We start from the raw sequence: 15694 nt of genomic DNA, 5'->3' as shown, positions 1-15694 counted from the left end.
CGCAGGTTCAAATCCTGTCCCCGCAACCAAATGGTCCCGTGGTGTAGTGGTTAACATGCCTGCCTGTCACGCAGGAGATCGCCGGTTCGACCCCGGTCGGGACCGCCATTTCATATAAAGAAAAGAACGAAACAAGTTGTTTCGTATTTTTTTATTTGTTTTAACAAAAAACTAATAAAGACAGTCAAACTATCCTTAGGACAACTCCTAAGGACTTTTTTATATATTCAAAACCTGTATAATAAAGAGCAGAGAACATTGTGAGTAAAGTAGGTGAAGTCTGTGAGTAAATATGAAGTAACAACAAAATCTTCTGAGGAAACACAAAGGTTATCAGAAAAACTAGGTGAGCTCGTAGAGGCACAAGACGTAATTATTTTAGAAGGAGATCTTGGAGCTGGTAAGACGACTTTTACAAAGGGACTAGCAAAAGGTCTTGGAGTGAAAAGAGTTGTAAATAGTCCTACCTTTAATATCATCAAAGAATATAAAGGAAGATTACCGCTATATCATATGGACGTGTATCGCTTAGCAGAAAGTGAAGAGGACTTAGGCTTTGATGAATATTTCTACGGTGAAGGAATTACGGTAGTAGAATGGGCTCATTTAATAGAAGCATATTTACCGAATGAAAAGTTACAAATTAGTTTATTCCATGCTGGAGATGACACAAGAAAAATTATACTCGAGCCAATTGGAGATCGCTATATTAGATTATGTGAGGAGCTATTACAAGATGAAAGTACTAGCAATTGATACTTCAAATTACGTAATGGGTGTATCCCTTATTGAGGAAGAAAACGTAATTGGGGAAATCATTACAAATTTAACAAAAAACCATTCTGTACGTCTTATGCCAGCTGTAGAGAAACTGTTAAAAGAGTGTGGCGTAAAACCGAAGGAATTAACTAAAATCGTTGTAGCTGCTGGACCTGGATCCTATACAGGTGTTCGTATAGGCGTGACAGCGGCGAAAACATTAGCTTGGTCACTTCAAATACCAATTGTAGGTGTATCAAGTTTAGAGGTAGTAGCTGCAAACGGTGCTAACTTTAACGGGTTAATTTGTCCTTTATTTGATGGAAGACGTGGGCAAATTTATACTGGGTTATATACATATGAAGGAGAGCAGTTAACTTCAATAGAAGAAGACCGAATTATTCTTATTGTAGACTGGTTGCAAATGTTAAAAGATAAAGGACAGCCTGTTTTATTTATCGGTAACGATGTTAAATTGCATAAAGAAACAATTATAGAACATTTAGGTGATCAAGCTGTATTCGCTCCATTTACTAAAAATAACCCAAGACCAAGTGAGCTAGCATTCTTAGGATTACAAAAAGAAGAACAAGATGTGCATACGTTTGTTCCAAGCTATCTTCGTTTAGCTGAAGCTGAAACAAAGTGGTTAGAAAGTCAAAACAAGTAGGAGCTTGCAGAAGATGGATATGATATTTAGAAAGATGGAGCTTGATGATATTGCTCAAATTGTAGCTATTGAAGAAGCGTCTTTTTCAACTCCTTGGACTGCAGATGCCTTTCACCGTGAATTAACGATGAATGAACATGCACATTATATTGTGTTAGAAAAAGATGGTCGTGTAGTCGGGTATTGTGGATTGTGGATAATTATTGATGAATCACATATAACAAATATAGCTATTTTGCCAGAATACCGAGGTCAAAAGTTAGGAGATGCCCTATTGAAAGCAGTTATTTCTGAAGCGAAAGAACTAGGGGTAAAAACAATGACACTTGAAGTACGTGTATCAAATGAAGTAGCAAAGCAGTTATACAGAAAATACGGATTTCAAAATGGTGGGATTCGTAAACGATACTATGCAGACAATCAGGAAGATGGTCTCGTAATGTGGGTGAATATATAATGGAAAAAAATACGATTATACTTGGTATTGAAACAAGTTGTGATGAAACAGCAGTAGCAGTTGTTAAAAATGGAACGGAAATTATTGCGAATGTCGTTGCATCACAAATTGAAAGTCATAAACGTTTTGGCGGCGTTGTACCAGAGATTGCATCCCGTCATCATGTAGAAGAAATTACAGTTGTGTTAGAAGAAGCTTTAAAGGAAGCAAATATCACATTTGATGATATTGATGCAATTGCTGTAACAGAAGGTCCTGGTTTAGTAGGAGCACTTCTAATTGGAGTAAATGCAGCGAAGGCAGTAGCGTTTGCACATGATATTCCGTTAGTCGGTGTTCATCATATTGCTGGTCATATTTATGCGAACCGTTTAGTAAAAGAAGTTCAATTCCCGTTATTATCACTTGTTGTATCTGGTGGGCATACAGAACTTGTTTATATGAAAGAACATGGTTCATTCGAAGTAATTGGTGAAACACGAGACGATGCAGCTGGAGAAGCATATGATAAAGTAGCTCGTACGTTATCTATGCCATATCCAGGTGGTCCTCATATTGATCGCCTTGCACATGAAGGAGAACCGACAATTGATTTGCCTCGTGCATGGCTAGAACCGGATTCGTATGATTTTAGCTTTAGTGGATTGAAATCAGCAGTTATCAACACTGTGCATAACGCAAAACAGCGCGGTATAGAAATTGCACCAGAAGATTTAGCGGCAAGTTTCCAAGAAAGTGTAATAGATGTACTTGTAACGAAAGCAGCTCGTGCAGCAGAAGCTTATAATGTAAAGCAATTACTTCTTGCTGGTGGAGTAGCTGCTAATAAAGGACTTCGTGCGCGATTAGAAGAGGAATTTGCACAAAAAGAAAACATTGAATTAATTATTCCGCCGCTATCTTTATGCACAGATAATGCAGCGATGATTGCAGCGGCAGGGACAATTGCTTATGAACAAGGTAAGCGTGCAACATTAGCCTTAAATGCAAATCCAGGATTAGATATTGAAGCATAGTTATACACATAATTAACCACAGGTTGTGGATAAAACCCATATTATCTGTTGATAATGTGGGTTTTATTGTGTATATAAAATGTTGATAACTTTTTTGTTGACTGTGGATAATGTGGAAAAGTTATTTTGATGTTTATTTTATAAAGGTGGATATGTGTATAAACTTGTGGATAAATAGGTTGATGTCAGACCTTTGAATTTGTTCTTTTTCGGGAAATAAAAAGCAAGAAGATATCCCCGAAAAACATTTTGAAACATCTCCCCATTATAGAAGATGCTAATCTTGTCAATCTTTGTCGTTAAAACGATATTTCGTGTCGAATTGTTAATATATATAGGGTTACAATAGATATATTTAAAAAATCGTTAGTATATTCTAAGTTACGATAGATATATTCAAAAAAATGTTTAAGTACTAAAAAAAGATGTCACATAGTCAAAAATCCTGACTTATGAGACATCTTCCTTATTTAAATATGCTTATACATGCAGCTCTTCCCATTCTGCCATACAAGTTTCAAGTTGTTCTTGTAGCGTTTGCTTTTTAGTTGTAATTTCACTAGCTTTTTCATAATCTGCATATATTTCTGGTAAGCAAAGTTGATCTTCTAACGTAGCAATTTCTTCTTCTAATTCCACTATACTTTGTTCTAGCTCTTCAATTTTTCTAGTGCGTTGACGCTCTAGTTTTTTACGCTCTTTTTCTTCTAAATAATTTAATTTCTCTTGTGCAACCACCTTTTGAACAGGAACGTCACTTTCTTGCTGTTCAAGTTCTGCACGTTCAATCATTTCATTTTTCTTTTCAACGTAGTAATCGTAATCTCCTAAATATTCCTGTGCACCTTCTGTTGATAACTCAACCACAGTCGTTGTTACACGGTTAATAAAGTAGCGGTCATGTGAGACGAATAGAAGAGTCCCTGGGTAATCAATTAAAGCATTCTCCAAAATCTCTTTACTATTTAAATCAAGGTGGTTCGTAGGCTCATCTAGAATTAACAAATTTGACTTTTGCATCATAAGTTTTGCAAGAGCTAATCGAGCTTTTTGTCCACCACTAAGGGAAGATACTGGTTTCAGTACATCATCTCCTGTGAATAAAAAATTCCCAAGTATAGTACGGATTTCTTTTTCCGGTTGCAGTGGATATTCATCCCATAGTTCATTTAAAACCCGTTTAGAAGATGTTAAGTTTGCTTGTTCTTGATCATAATAACCAACAGATACATTTGATCCGAAAGAAACATCACCATTTAATAGTGGTAACTTATTCACAATGGATTTTAACAATGTGGATTTCCCAATTCCGTTTGGACCAACTAAAGCAACACTATCTCCGCGAGTTAAGCGCATAGTTACATGTTCAATTATAGGGTTTTCATCATAACCGATGGTTGCATCATTTACTTGTAAAACATCATTTCCACTTTGTTTTTCAATATCGAAGTGGAATGATGCTGACTTAGAATCCCCTAATGGTCTCGTTAATAATTCCATTCTGTCTAGTTGTTTACGGCGACTTTGAGCACGTTTCGTTGTAGAAGCGCGAGCTATATTCTTTTGAACGAAGTCCTCAAGTTTTGCGATTTCATCTTGTTGTTTTTCGTAACGTTTCATTTCTTGCTCATATAATGCTGATTTTAAGTCTAAATATTTACTGTAGTTACCAACAAATCGTCTGCTTTCTTTATTCGAAATTTCATATACTTGTGTAACGAGTTTGTCTAAGAAATAACGGTCATGTGAGACGATTAATATTGCGCCAGGATAACCTTGCAAATATTGCTCAAGCCATGTTAATGTTTCGATGTCTAAATGGTTTGTAGGCTCGTCCAAAATAAGTAAGTCTGGTTTTGTTAATAATAATTTCCCGAGAGCTAATCTTGTTTTTTGCCCGCCGCTTAAAGTAGAGATCGTCGTCTGGTGCGTTTCAACTGGGAAGCCAAGGCCGCTTAAAATGGAGCGAATATCCGCTTCATATTGATATCCACCTTGATCTTTATAATTGAGTTGTAGTTGGTCATAATCAGCTAACAATCTTTCATATGTAGCTTCGTTTGAAAAGTTTTCTTCTTTTCCCATTTCTTGCTCAAGCCTTCGAAGTTTTGTCTCCATTTGCTGTAAGTGGGTAAAGACGGTTAGCATTTCATCCCAAATTGTTAAAGACGTTTCTAGTCCAGTATTTTGAGCTAAATATCCGATTGAGACATCTTTCGGTTTTATAATTTCGCCACCATCATGAGATAATTCACCAGCGATAATTTTTAATAATGTAGATTTTCCTGCTCCATTCCTTCCAACTAATGCGATACGATCTTTTGTTTGTACTTCCAATTTTATGTTTGCAAGAATCGTTTCTGCACCGTATAATTTCGAAAGCGCGTTTACTTGTAATAAAATCAATGTTTTCACCTCAAATAATTTCTTAACTTTGCCATGTTTATATTTCTCAATCATACTAAAAATAGTGTATAGTTTAAAATAAAGAGAGAATACTTCTTCTCTTTATTATACAAGGAATTTAATGAGTGCTAAACTTCTGTATTTGATTAAAGTATATGAATAAAGATAGGAAGAGAGGAGAGGTCATATGGATCAGCAAAAGATTCCACAAGCCACTGCTAAAAGATTGCCTCTATACTATCGATTTATCCAAAACTTATCTCTTTCTGGTAAGCAGCGTGTTTCATCGGCCGAATTGAGTGAGGCAGTAAAAGTAGATTCCGCAACAATACGAAGAGATTTTTCGTATTTTGGAGCGTTAGGGAAAAAGGGATATGGATATAACGTAAATTATTTATTATCATTTTTCCGCGAAACACTTGATCAAGATGATATAACACGTGTAGCACTTATTGGAGTAGGTAATTTAGGGACCGCTTTCTTACATTATAATTTCACGAAAAACAATAATACAAAAATTGAAATGGCATTTGATGTTAGTGAAGAGAAAGTTGGAACAGAAATCGGGGGCATTCCTGTATATCATTTAGATGAATTAGAAGAGAGATTATCAAATGATATACAAGTGGCAATATTAACAGTACCGGCTACAGTAGCACAAGCTGTAGCAGATAGATTAGCTGAAACAAGCGTGCACGGTATTTTGAATTTCACACCAGCGCGATTAAACGTATCAGAGAATATTAGAATTCATCATATTGACTTAGCTGTAGAGTTACAAACATTAGTTTACTTTTTGAAAAACTATCCACAATAAAACGCAGAGGAAGCGACCTCTGCGTTTTATTATTGTTTCTTCTTTGTGAATTTAACTAATATAAGGCGAAGTGCCAAATTAAAATCAATTGTTGCCATAACTGCAAATAGTATTGTCCACATATTCCAGATTGTATCTGTCACGTTCGTAATGGCGAAGCGTGTAAAGATACATCCAAGAAGGAAGTATAGTGCAGCCATGAACAATGGTGAGTTTCTCATACAAAAAATCCTCCGATAAAGCCTTGCATTTTTTCAGCTTCTTTAATCATTTCTTGAATTTGTTCATTGCTCATAAAAATTTGCCCAATAGCGACTAATGTATTCATAGCAACATGAGCTGCAATCGGAACGATAATACGTTTCGTCTTCACATATAAGAAGGCGAATACGAGCCCCATAGCAGTGTATACCAATAAGTGAGTAAAATCAAAATGAATTGTTGCGAATACAAGCGAACTAATGATAGCTGCGATAAAGAAGTTAAACTTCTTATAAAGCGTGCCGAATAGAATTTTTCTAAATACGATTTCTTCTAAGATAGGTCCAATTATAGATACAACAATAAGGAACCAAGGTATCGTTCTTGCGATGTCCATCAGTCTGTCTGTATTCTCAGATCCACGTGGAACCCCAAATACATACATTTCAATCATACCTGCAATGGATTGTGAGATGATTGCTAAGAAGAACCCGATAAAAATCCATCCAATAGTAGCTGGAACAGAAGAGCGCATTGGATCTAAATGCCTGTCACGAATATCTGTTCTAAGTAACCAAAGCACGATACATAATGCAATAAAGAAGCTAATGATTGCCCAGTGTCCCGTTATGATTTGTCCTTTTTCTTCAATGGTAAATCCTCTATTATCATAGAGTCCTGTTTTTAGGAGAAGTGGTAATCCAAAAACGCCAGATAACTGCATTAAAATGTATGTAATGATAATCCACCAGTATTGTTTCTTCAAATGGTTTAACCATCCTTTCTAACTATAGTGTATGAGATAAGTTAGGATAACATGTAAATATGCTACCTACGATATAAACCTCTTGAATTATGTTTTTTTCGTAAATCCTTATTTGAAATTATAATAGAAGACAGGAGAAAGTTGTATGTGTAGCGAAAACAACTTAGGGTGTCCTTTCATATTGTAACATACGAGCAGTGGAAACAACGATTCATATAGTAAAGGCAGTATTGTATATAGAAAGTTTATATAGTGATTTGCGAAAAAATTATGATTTTTTTACTTGCAAAAGAAATTGAGATTATTTATTATTATAAGTGTGTTAGCACTCGGATGACTTGAGTGCTAATAAAAGAAATTTACATAACAAAATGAGGAGGTTATTGTTCATGCTAAAGCCATTAGGTGATCGCGTTGTAATTGAGCTTGTTCAAGCAGAAGAAAAAACAGCAAGTGGTATCGTATTACCAGATACTGCAAAAGAAAAACCACAAGAGGGTAAAGTTGTTGCAGTAGGTACTGGTCGAGTGCTTGAGAATGGTGAGCGTGTTGCTTTAGAGGTAGCAGCAGGTGATCTTATCATCTTCTCAAAATATGCAGGTACTGAAGTGAAATATGAAGGTACAGACTACTTGATTTTACGTGAAAGTGACATTTTAGCAGTTATCGGTTAATTATATAAATCTTAAAAAATCCAAGGGGGTCAATTATTATGGCAAAAGATATTAAATTTAGTGAAGAAGCACGTCGTTCGATGCTTCGCGGTGTCGACACTCTTGCAAACGCAGTAAAAGTTACGCTTGGACCAAAAGGTCGTAACGTTGTACTTGAGAAAAAATTTGGTTCACCACTTATTACAAATGATGGTGTAACAATCGCAAAAGAAATCGAATTAGAAGATGCATTCGAAAACATGGGTGCGAAATTAGTAGCAGAAGTTGCTAGCAAAACAAATGACGTAGCTGGTGACGGAACAACAACTGCAACTGTATTAGCGCAAGCTATGATTCGTGAAGGTCTTAAAAACGTAACAGCTGGTGCGAACCCAATGGGTCTTCGTAAAGGTATCGAAAAAGCTGTTACTGCTGCAATTGAAGAATTAAAAACGATTTCTAAACCAATCGAAGGCAAATCTTCTATCGCACAAGTAGCTGCTATTTCTGCAGCTGACGAAGAAGTAGGTCAATTAATCGCTGAAGCAATGGAGCGCGTTGGTAACGACGGCGTTATTACTTTAGAAGAGTCTAAAGGATTCACAACAGAATTAGACGTAGTAGAAGGTATGCAATTTGATCGTGGCTATGCATCTCCTTACATGATTACTGATTCTGACAAAATGGAAGCAGTTCTTGATAACCCATATATCTTAATTACTGACAAAAAGATTTCTAACATTCAAGAAATCTTACCAGTATTAGAGCAAGTGGTACAACAAGGTAAACCACTTCTTATCATTGCTGAAGATGTAGAAGGTGAAGCATTAGCTACATTAGTAGTGAACAAACTTCGTGGTACATTCAATGTAGTAGCTGTTAAAGCTCCTGGATTTGGTGACCGTCGTAAAGCAATGCTAGAAGATATCGCAATCTTAACTGGTGGCGAAGTGATCACTGAAGAATTAGGCCGTGACTTAAAATCTGCTACAGTTGAATCTTTAGGACGCGCTGGTAAAGTTGTTGTTACAAAAGAAAACACAACTGTAGTTGAAGGTGTAGGAAGCACAGGACAAATCGAAGCTCGCATCGGTCAAATCCGTGCGCAATTAGAAGAAACAACTTCTGAATTCGATCGCGAAAAATTACAAGAGCGTCTTGCTAAACTAGCAGGTGGCGTAGCAGTAATTAAAGTAGGTGCAGCAACTGAAACTGAGTTAAAAGAGCGCAAACTTCGCATTGAAGATGCACTTAACTCAACTCGTGCAGCAGTAGAAGAAGGTATCGTTGCAGGTGGTGGTACTTCACTTATGAACGTATACACAAAAGTAGCTTCTATCGTAGCTGAAGGCGACGAAGCAACAGGTATCAACATCGTACTTCGCGCACTAGAAGAGCCAGTTCGTCAAATCGCAATCAACGCTGGTCTAGAAGGATCTGTAGTTGTAGAGCGTCTAAAAGGCGAAAAAGTAGGCGTTGGTTTCAACGCAGCTACTGGCGAATGGGTTAACATGCTTGAGTCTGGTATCGTAGATCCAGCTAAAGTAACTCGTTCTGCACTTCAAAACGCAGCATCTGTTGCAGCTATGTTCTTAACAACTGAAGCTGTAGTAGCTGACAAGCCAGAACCAAATGCACCAGCAATGCCTGACATGGGCGGCATGGGCATGGGCGGTATGGGCGGAATGATGTAATTCCGTTTGTCCTAAAAAACATCCATTTCTATATAGAAATGGATGTTTTTTTATGTTTTTTAGAAAAGGAAATGAATTTCTGTAGAATTTTGTCGCTTTCTCTCTTGACCATATTGATACTTCATTGTTAGAATCTAGGAAGATAATATAAAACGATCCTTCATATATCCTCAATGATATGGTTTGAGAGTCTCTACCGGGTTACCGTAAACAACCTGACTATGAAGGCAGTGTGTCTTATATTTATAAAGAGCGGAGACTATCTTTCTTTATAAAGCCAGACCCCTGCCTTTTCTTTGTTATGAGACTAGAGGCGGAGGACTGGCTTTTTTTATTATATTGGTAATGCTTTTCGCCAAATTGGTGAAAATATTTATATACGAGAACTAACGTTGGGGTGATTATTTTGAAGAAACAACACGATACAATTATCGTTTTAGATTTTGGAAGTCAATACAATCAGTTAATAGCACGTCGAATTCGTGAGTTCGGTGTATACAGTGAACTTCATCCACATACAATTACTGCAGAAGAAATTAAAGCAATGAATCCAAAAGGGATTATTTTCTCTGGTGGACCAAATAGTGTATACGGTGAAGGTGCATTACATTGTGATGAAAAAATCTTTGAACTAGGTTTACCAATCTTCGGTATTTGTTACGGTATGCAGCTTATGACGCAACACTTCGGTGGTAAAGTAGAGCGTGCAAATCACCGTGAGTACGGAAAAGCTGTTCTTAAAGTAGAGAACGAATCAAAATTATATGCGAACCTTCCAGAAGAGCAAGTTGTATGGATGAGCCATGGCGACTTAGTAACGGGTTTACCTGAAGGATTCGTAGTAGATGCAACAAGTGAGTCTTGCCCAATTGCTGGTATGAGCAATGAAGCGAAAAACTTATACGGTGTACAATTCCACCCAGAAGTACGTCACTCTGAGCACGGTAACGATTTAATTAAAAACTTCGTATTCGGTGTATGTGGTTGTTCTGAAGGATGGAACATGGAGAACTTTATTGAAGTAGAATTAGAAAAGATTCGTGAAACTGTTGGAGACAAAAAAGTACTATGCGCACTTAGTGGCGGTGTAGACTCTTCTGTTGTAGCAGTATTAATTCATAAAGCAATTGGTGATCAATTAACATGTATTTTCGTTGACCACGGTTTACTTCGTAAAGGTGAAGCAGAAGGCGTTATGAAAACATTTAGCGAAGGCTTCCATATGAACGTTATTAAAGTGGATGCAAGAGACCGCTTCATGGACAAGTTAAAAGGTGTAGAAGATCCAGAACAAAAACGTAAAATCATCGGTAACGAATTCATTTACGTATTTGATGATGAAGCGTCAAAATTACAAGGTATGGACTTCTTAGCGCAAGGTACACTTTACACAGATATCGTTGAGAGTGGTACAGCAACTGCGCAAACAATTAAATCTCACCATAACGTTGGTGGACTTCCAGAAGACATGCAGTTCAAATTAATTGAGCCTTTAAACACGTTATTTAAAGACGAAGTACGTGTATTAGGATCTGAATTAGGAATTCCTGATGAAATCGTATGGCGTCAACCATTCCCAGGACCGGGTCTTGGTATTCGTGTATTAGGTGAAATCACAGAAGAGAAATTAGAAATCGTTCGTGAATCTGATGCGATTTTACGTGAAGAAATTATTAAAGCGGGCTTAGACCGTGAAATCTGGCAATACTTCACTGCGCTTCCTGGTATGCGTAGCGTAGGTGTTATGGGTGACGAGCGTACTTACGATTACACAGTAGGTATCCGTGCGGTAACATCTATCGACGGTATGACAGCTGACTGGGCACGTATCCCTTGGGACGTATTAGAGAAAATCTCTGTACGTATCGTAAACGAAGTAAAACACGTTAACCGTATCGTGTATGATGTAACGAGTAAGCCACCAGCAACTATTGAGTGGGAATAGTATTTATAAAAAGGTCCATCTATTGCTTATGCATAGGTGGATCTTTTTTATTTTGGTGTTAATACGAACGAAACTATAAAAGTTTATAAAAACGTTCGTTTTTAAATTGACAAAACTACTTCGTCGAGTTAATATGATTATGTAATTCAAACAAAAAGTGAATATTATAGCCGTCGTATAATATCGGGGATATGGCCCGAAAGTTTCTACCTAGCTACCGTAAATGGCTTGACTACGAGGCGTTTTTATAAAGGTGAGGGGAATCTTATCTTTATTCATAGAACGCTTCCATGTATATATGCAATGGAAGCCTTTTTTGTTTCTCGGGATAAAAGAGGGCTAGGAGAAATGCGGCGAGTAATCATATAACGGGGGAAACGTAGGATGAAACGCTATTTTCAGTTTGATGAGCTCGGTACGAATTATAAGACTGAGTTCATAGCAGGGTTAACGACATTTCTATCTATGGCTTACGTACTATTTGTCAATCCTGCTACGCTGTCGCTTGGAAATGTTAAAGGGTTACCAGCAGGTACAGGGATGGATCCAGGTGCAGTATTCGTTGCTACGGCATTAGCGGCAGCGATCGGTTCGTTAATTATGGGTATTTTCGCGAAGTATCCAATTGCTTTAGCGCCAGGTATGGGAATTAACGCGTTCTTTGCTTATACAGCAGTGTTAACGATGGGGATTCCATGGCAAACAGCAATTGCCGGAACTTTAATGTCAGGTATTATCTTTATTATTCTTACTGCTTCAGGTATTCGTGAAAAAATCATCAATGCAATTCCATCGGAGTTAAAGTTTGCAGTAGCAGCAGGTATCGGATTGTTCATTGCATTTCTTGGATTCCAAAATGCCGGAATTATCGTGAAAAATGATGCAGTTCTTGTTGGGTTGGGGGACTTAACAAAGGGTACAACGTTACTAGCAATCTTCGGGGTTGTTACTACGATCATCTTCATGATTAAGAAAATTAATGGTGCAGTATTTTACGGTATGATTCTTACAGCGATCTTAGGAGTAGCAACAGGATTAATTGATACTCCGAAAGCTGTGGTGGGAGCAATACCGAGTCTAGAACCAACGTTCGGCGTGGCGTTAACGCACTTCGGAGATATTTTCACAGTTCAAATGGGGATTGTTATTATAACGTTCTTCTTTATCGATTTCTTTGATACAGCAGGTACGCTTGTAGCGGTTGCGAATCAAGCAGGATTAATGAAGAACAATAAATTACCACGTGCCGGAAAAGCGTTATTTGCAGATGCGATTGCAACTGTAATTGGTGCGATTCTTGGTACATCAACAACAACGTCTTACATTGAATCGTCTGCAGGGGTAGCAGCAGGAGGGCGTTCTGGATTTACAGCAGTTGTAACAGCAGGATTCTTTTTACTGGCACTATTCTTCTCGCCATTACTAAGTGTTGTAACGCCAGCTGTAACGGCGCCGGCTTTAATTATTGTAGGAATCTTGATGGTTTCTTCCTTAGGGGAAATTGATTGGAAGAAATTCGAGATTGCAGTGCCAGCATTCTTTACAATTATCTCTATGCCACTTACGTATAGTATCGCAACTGGGATTGCGATTGGATTTATCTTCTATCCAATTACAATGGTAGTAAGTGGTCGTCGTAAAGAGGTTCATCCGATTATGTATGTTATGGGAGTTTTATTCGTACTATATTTCATCTACGTTCGTAAATAAAAGGGGTTTTTTAAAGGTCTAGACTTAAGGGGAGTCTAGACCTTTTTTGCGTCTTCAGAAAATCTTAAGGATTTCCGAGCGTTTTTCTTCAGAAGTTTTCCTATAATAGAAGTTAGGGATTAAAAAAGTGATGGGGGAGATATTGTGGCACACGAAACAATACTTGTCGTAGATGATGAAAAAGAAATTCGGAATTTAATTACAATCTATTTAAAGAATGAAGGATATAAAGTATTACAAGCAGGAGACGGAGAAGAAGGATTACGTCTATTGGAAGAAAATGAAGTACATCTAGTCGTATTAGATATTATGATGCCGAAAGTGGATGGTATTCATATGTGTATGAAGGTAAGGGAAGCGAAAGAAATGCCTATTATTATGCTTTCTGCCAAAACGCAAGATATGGATAAGATTTTAGGATTAACAACAGGGGCAGATGATTATGTAACGAAGCCGTTTAATCCGTTAGAGCTAATTGCACGAATTAAATCTCAGTTACGCCGTTATATGAAAATGAATGGTTTCGCTATTCAAAATGAGGACGAGTTAGAAATTGGGGAGATGAAAATCAACATCTCGACCCATAAAGTTATTGTAGAGGGAGAAGAAGTGAAACTAACTCCGAGGGAATTTTCAATTTTAGAATTGCTAGCTAGAAATCCAGGTATGGTGTTTAGTGCGGAGCAAATTTATGAAAAGGTGTGGAACGAACGATCTTTCCAGTCTGATAATACTGTAATGGTGCATATTCGAAAAGTGCGTGAAAAGATTGAGGAGAATCCAAGGAAACCTAGATATATAAAAACAGTATGGGGAGTGGGGTATAAGATTGAAAAAGATATTTAATCCGTTTACTTATATAAGGAAAATAAGACAATTAATTGAGAAATTAGTAAAGAGCGTACGAAAGAGTATAAGGATTCAATTGATTACTACTTTTGCTGCTTGTGCGTTATTAGGAGTTTTGTCAGCAAAGGCAGCAGCACCGTTTTTTGAGAATGCGAATCGTCAAGCAACTATCGATTATCGGGCTGGTATGGAACAAATTAATCACCAAGCTCAAGGAGCGGCAAATAGTTCGGTTCATGAAAATAAATTAGAAGCTATATCAAATATGATCGAAATGGAGAACCAAAATTTAGAGCAAGGGTCTAGAGCTTTGAAGATATTGGTTACTGATGAAAGTGGTAAAGTTTTATATAAAACAAAGCAAGCGCAAGAAGAGCAAATCGATTTGCATAATACGATTCGTAATGCAGCATCATTCGCGATTAATTATACAGATGGTAGAAATGTATTTGAAAGTACAAGAAAAGAGTTTATATCTTTTTCACCTATTACTATTGAAGGAAAGAATTTGTACATGTTTGTTAGTGGAATTCCAGAGGGAGAGGTAATATATGATACGCAAGAAGGACCATTCCCGTTTTTAATTGGTGTACTTGTATTCATTTTCTCTTTCTTCTATATAACAAAGAGAAAGATGAAGCAGATTGAAGCAATGGCACAAGGCGTAAAGGAAATAGAAAGAGGTAACTTAGCCTACCGCATTGAGAAAAAAGGTGAAGATGAGATTGCAGCTTTAACGGAGAATATTAATAATATGGCAGAAGAGCTTATGAATAATATAGAAAAGGAACGTAAATTAGAAAAGCAAAAGAATGAGCTTATCACAAATGTATCGCATGATTTGCGTACACCACTTACTTCTATTATGGGTTACTTACGATTACTTCGAGATTCTAAATATGAAAATAAAGAACAACACGATGAGTATACGAGAATTGCTTTTGCAAAGTCGGAGCAGTTAAAAAATTTAATAGAAGATTTATTTGAGTATACGAAGTTAACAAATGAACAAGTTGTATTAGAAAAACAAGAAGTATGTGTAAATGAGTTGCTTGAGCAATTAATAGAAGAGTTAGTACCGCAAGCGGAAGAGCATGGACTTACTTTTGTTAAGAAGTTTCCTGAGGAACGTGCTTATGCATCGATTGATTCGGAAAAGATGGTTCGTGTATTTGATAATTTACTAATGAATGCAATTAAGTATAGTAAAGATGATGGAGAGATAAAAGTTTCTCTTCAAAGGCAGCGTAGGGATATACAAATTGTAATTGCGAATCATAGTGAAGAGTTTACAAGAGAAGAGTTAGCGAATTTGTTTGAACGTTTCTATAAGAAGGATCAATCTCGAAGTAGAGTAACGGAAGGGTCGGGACTCGGTTTAGCGATTGCGAAAAGTATTGTTGAGTTACAAGGTGGTAGTATTCGAGCGGAATATAGGGATGGCACTATTCAATTTATCGTCTCGTTACCAATTATAGAAAAATAATAAATGAATAGAATGATATGTGATAAAAAGGCTTATTTTAAAAGAAATAAGCCTTTTTATATTTTTTATAAAAATATATTGACGATTAGAGCTTAGAGGTGTAATATGGAACAAGTCGCCGATGACATTAACGTCGAAAGCGACAAACGAAATGAAAAACTTAGTTGACATTAACTAACGAAGATGTTAACATAAGGAAGTCGCAAATGAGCGACCAAGTAGTTCTTTGAAAACTGAACGAAACAAACAACGTGAAACGTCAATT

At 36.9% G+C, this 15694-nt stretch carries 14 protein-coding genes, 1 tRNA gene and 2 riboswitches; of the genes, 12 read left to right on the top strand and 3 right to left on the bottom strand.

Annotation, left to right across the window (positions count from 1 at the left end):
• The first annotated feature begins 32 nt into the window (after positions 1 to 32).
• The 5 genes from MR107_RS26270 (at position 33) to tsaD (ending at position 2902) form a co-directional block, all read left to right on the top strand.
• Positions 33 to 108, top strand: a tRNA-Asp gene (locus tag MR107_RS26270).
• A gap of 174 nt (positions 109 to 282) precedes the next feature.
• Positions 283 to 756: a tRNA (adenosine(37)-N6)-threonylcarbamoyltransferase complex ATPase subunit type 1 TsaE gene (tsaE, locus tag MR107_RS26265; RefSeq protein WP_000049642.1), complete on the top strand. Its 474-nt coding sequence runs from the start codon at positions 283 to 285 to the stop codon at positions 754 to 756.
• Positions 737 to 1429: a tRNA (adenosine(37)-N6)-threonylcarbamoyltransferase complex dimerization subunit type 1 TsaB gene (gene tsaB / locus MR107_RS26260; protein ID WP_000865740.1), complete on the top strand. Its 693-nt coding sequence runs from the start codon at positions 737 to 739 to the stop codon at positions 1427 to 1429. The genes tsaE and tsaB overlap by 20 nt, the downstream gene beginning before the upstream one ends.
• A gap of 13 nt (positions 1430 to 1442) precedes the next feature.
• The gene (gene rimI / locus MR107_RS26255; RefSeq protein ID WP_000367190.1) at positions 1443 to 1886 is read left to right on the top strand and encodes a ribosomal protein S18-alanine N-acetyltransferase; all 444 of its coding nucleotides are present in this window, start codon (positions 1443 to 1445) and stop codon (positions 1884 to 1886) included.
• Complete coding sequence (gene tsaD / locus MR107_RS26250; RefSeq protein ID WP_000414585.1) at positions 1886 to 2902, top strand: tRNA (adenosine(37)-N6)-threonylcarbamoyltransferase complex transferase subunit TsaD; 1017 nt, start codon at positions 1886 to 1888, stop codon at positions 2900 to 2902. The genes rimI and tsaD overlap by 1 nt, the downstream gene beginning before the upstream one ends.
• Before the next feature lie 480 nt (positions 2903 to 3382).
• Here tsaD and MR107_RS26245 read toward each other — a convergent pair whose 3' ends face one another.
• Positions 3383 to 5308, bottom strand: a complete 1926-nt coding sequence (locus MR107_RS26245; protein WP_000602146.1) for an ABC-F family ATP-binding cassette domain-containing protein — start codon at positions 5306 to 5308, stop codon at positions 3383 to 3385.
• A gap of 187 nt (positions 5309 to 5495) precedes the next feature.
• Between MR107_RS26245 and MR107_RS26240 the strand changes: the two genes are divergently transcribed.
• Positions 5496 to 6125: a redox-sensing transcriptional repressor Rex gene (locus MR107_RS26240; protein WP_000372699.1), complete on the top strand. Its 630-nt coding sequence runs from the start codon at positions 5496 to 5498 to the stop codon at positions 6123 to 6125.
• 29 nt (positions 6126 to 6154) lie between these two features.
• On the opposite strand, the gene MR107_RS26235 is transcribed toward MR107_RS26240, so the two are convergent.
• Positions 6155 to 6346 carry a YdiK family protein gene (locus MR107_RS26235; protein ID WP_001246201.1) on the bottom strand — a complete coding sequence of 64 codons (192 nt, stop codon included), beginning with the start codon at positions 6344 to 6346 and terminating at the stop codon, positions 6155 to 6157.
• The gene (locus tag MR107_RS26230; RefSeq protein ID WP_071740114.1) at positions 6343 to 7092 is read right to left on the bottom strand and encodes a CPBP family intramembrane glutamic endopeptidase; all 750 of its coding nucleotides are present in this window, start codon (positions 7090 to 7092) and stop codon (positions 6343 to 6345) included. The genes MR107_RS26235 and MR107_RS26230 overlap by 4 nt, the downstream gene beginning before the upstream one ends.
• A gap of 389 nt (positions 7093 to 7481) precedes the next feature.
• Between MR107_RS26230 and groES the strand changes: the two genes are divergently transcribed.
• The 6 genes from groES (at position 7482) to ampS (ending at position 15429) form a co-directional block, all read left to right on the top strand.
• On the top strand, positions 7482 to 7766 hold the full coding sequence (groES, locus tag MR107_RS26225) for a co-chaperone GroES (protein WP_000917311.1): 285 nt from the start codon (positions 7482 to 7484) through the stop codon (positions 7764 to 7766).
• Positions 7767 to 7804: 38 nt separating this feature from the next.
• Positions 7805 to 9439: a chaperonin GroEL gene (gene groL, locus MR107_RS26220; RefSeq protein WP_242292900.1), complete on the top strand. Its 1635-nt coding sequence runs from the start codon at positions 7805 to 7807 to the stop codon at positions 9437 to 9439.
• Positions 9440 to 9579: 140 nt separating this feature from the next.
• Positions 9580 to 9681: riboswitch (purine riboswitch) on the top strand.
• A gap of 164 nt (positions 9682 to 9845) precedes the next feature.
• Positions 9846 to 11384 (top strand): glutamine-hydrolyzing GMP synthase, encoded by a 1539-nt coding sequence (gene guaA / locus MR107_RS26215; protein WP_000743909.1) that lies wholly within the window; start codon positions 9846 to 9848, stop codon positions 11382 to 11384.
• A 152-nt stretch (positions 11385 to 11536) separates the two neighbouring features.
• Positions 11537 to 11639, top strand: a riboswitch (purine riboswitch).
• Between the two features lie 129 nt (positions 11640 to 11768).
• A complete protein-coding gene (locus MR107_RS26210) occupies positions 11769 to 13094 on the top strand; it encodes an NCS2 family permease (protein ID WP_000833082.1) in 1326 nt (441 codons plus the stop codon).
• 144 nt (positions 13095 to 13238) lie between these two features.
• Positions 13239 to 13940, top strand: coding sequence for a response regulator transcription factor (locus MR107_RS26205; protein WP_000929885.1), 702 nt, complete (start codon positions 13239 to 13241; stop codon positions 13938 to 13940).
• Positions 13924 to 15429: an aminopeptidase AmpS gene (ampS, locus tag MR107_RS26200; protein WP_000719223.1), complete on the top strand. Its 1506-nt coding sequence runs from the start codon at positions 13924 to 13926 to the stop codon at positions 15427 to 15429. The genes MR107_RS26205 and ampS overlap by 17 nt, the downstream gene beginning before the upstream one ends.
• Positions 15430 to 15694: the final 265 nt, after the last annotated feature.

The sequence above is a fragment of the Bacillus cereus group sp. BfR-BA-01441 genome, assembly GCF_022663075.1.
Lineage (GTDB): Bacteria > Bacillota > Bacilli > Bacillales > Bacillaceae_G > Bacillus_A > Bacillus_A cereus.
This window is presented reverse-complemented; position numbering and strand designations above follow the sequence as displayed.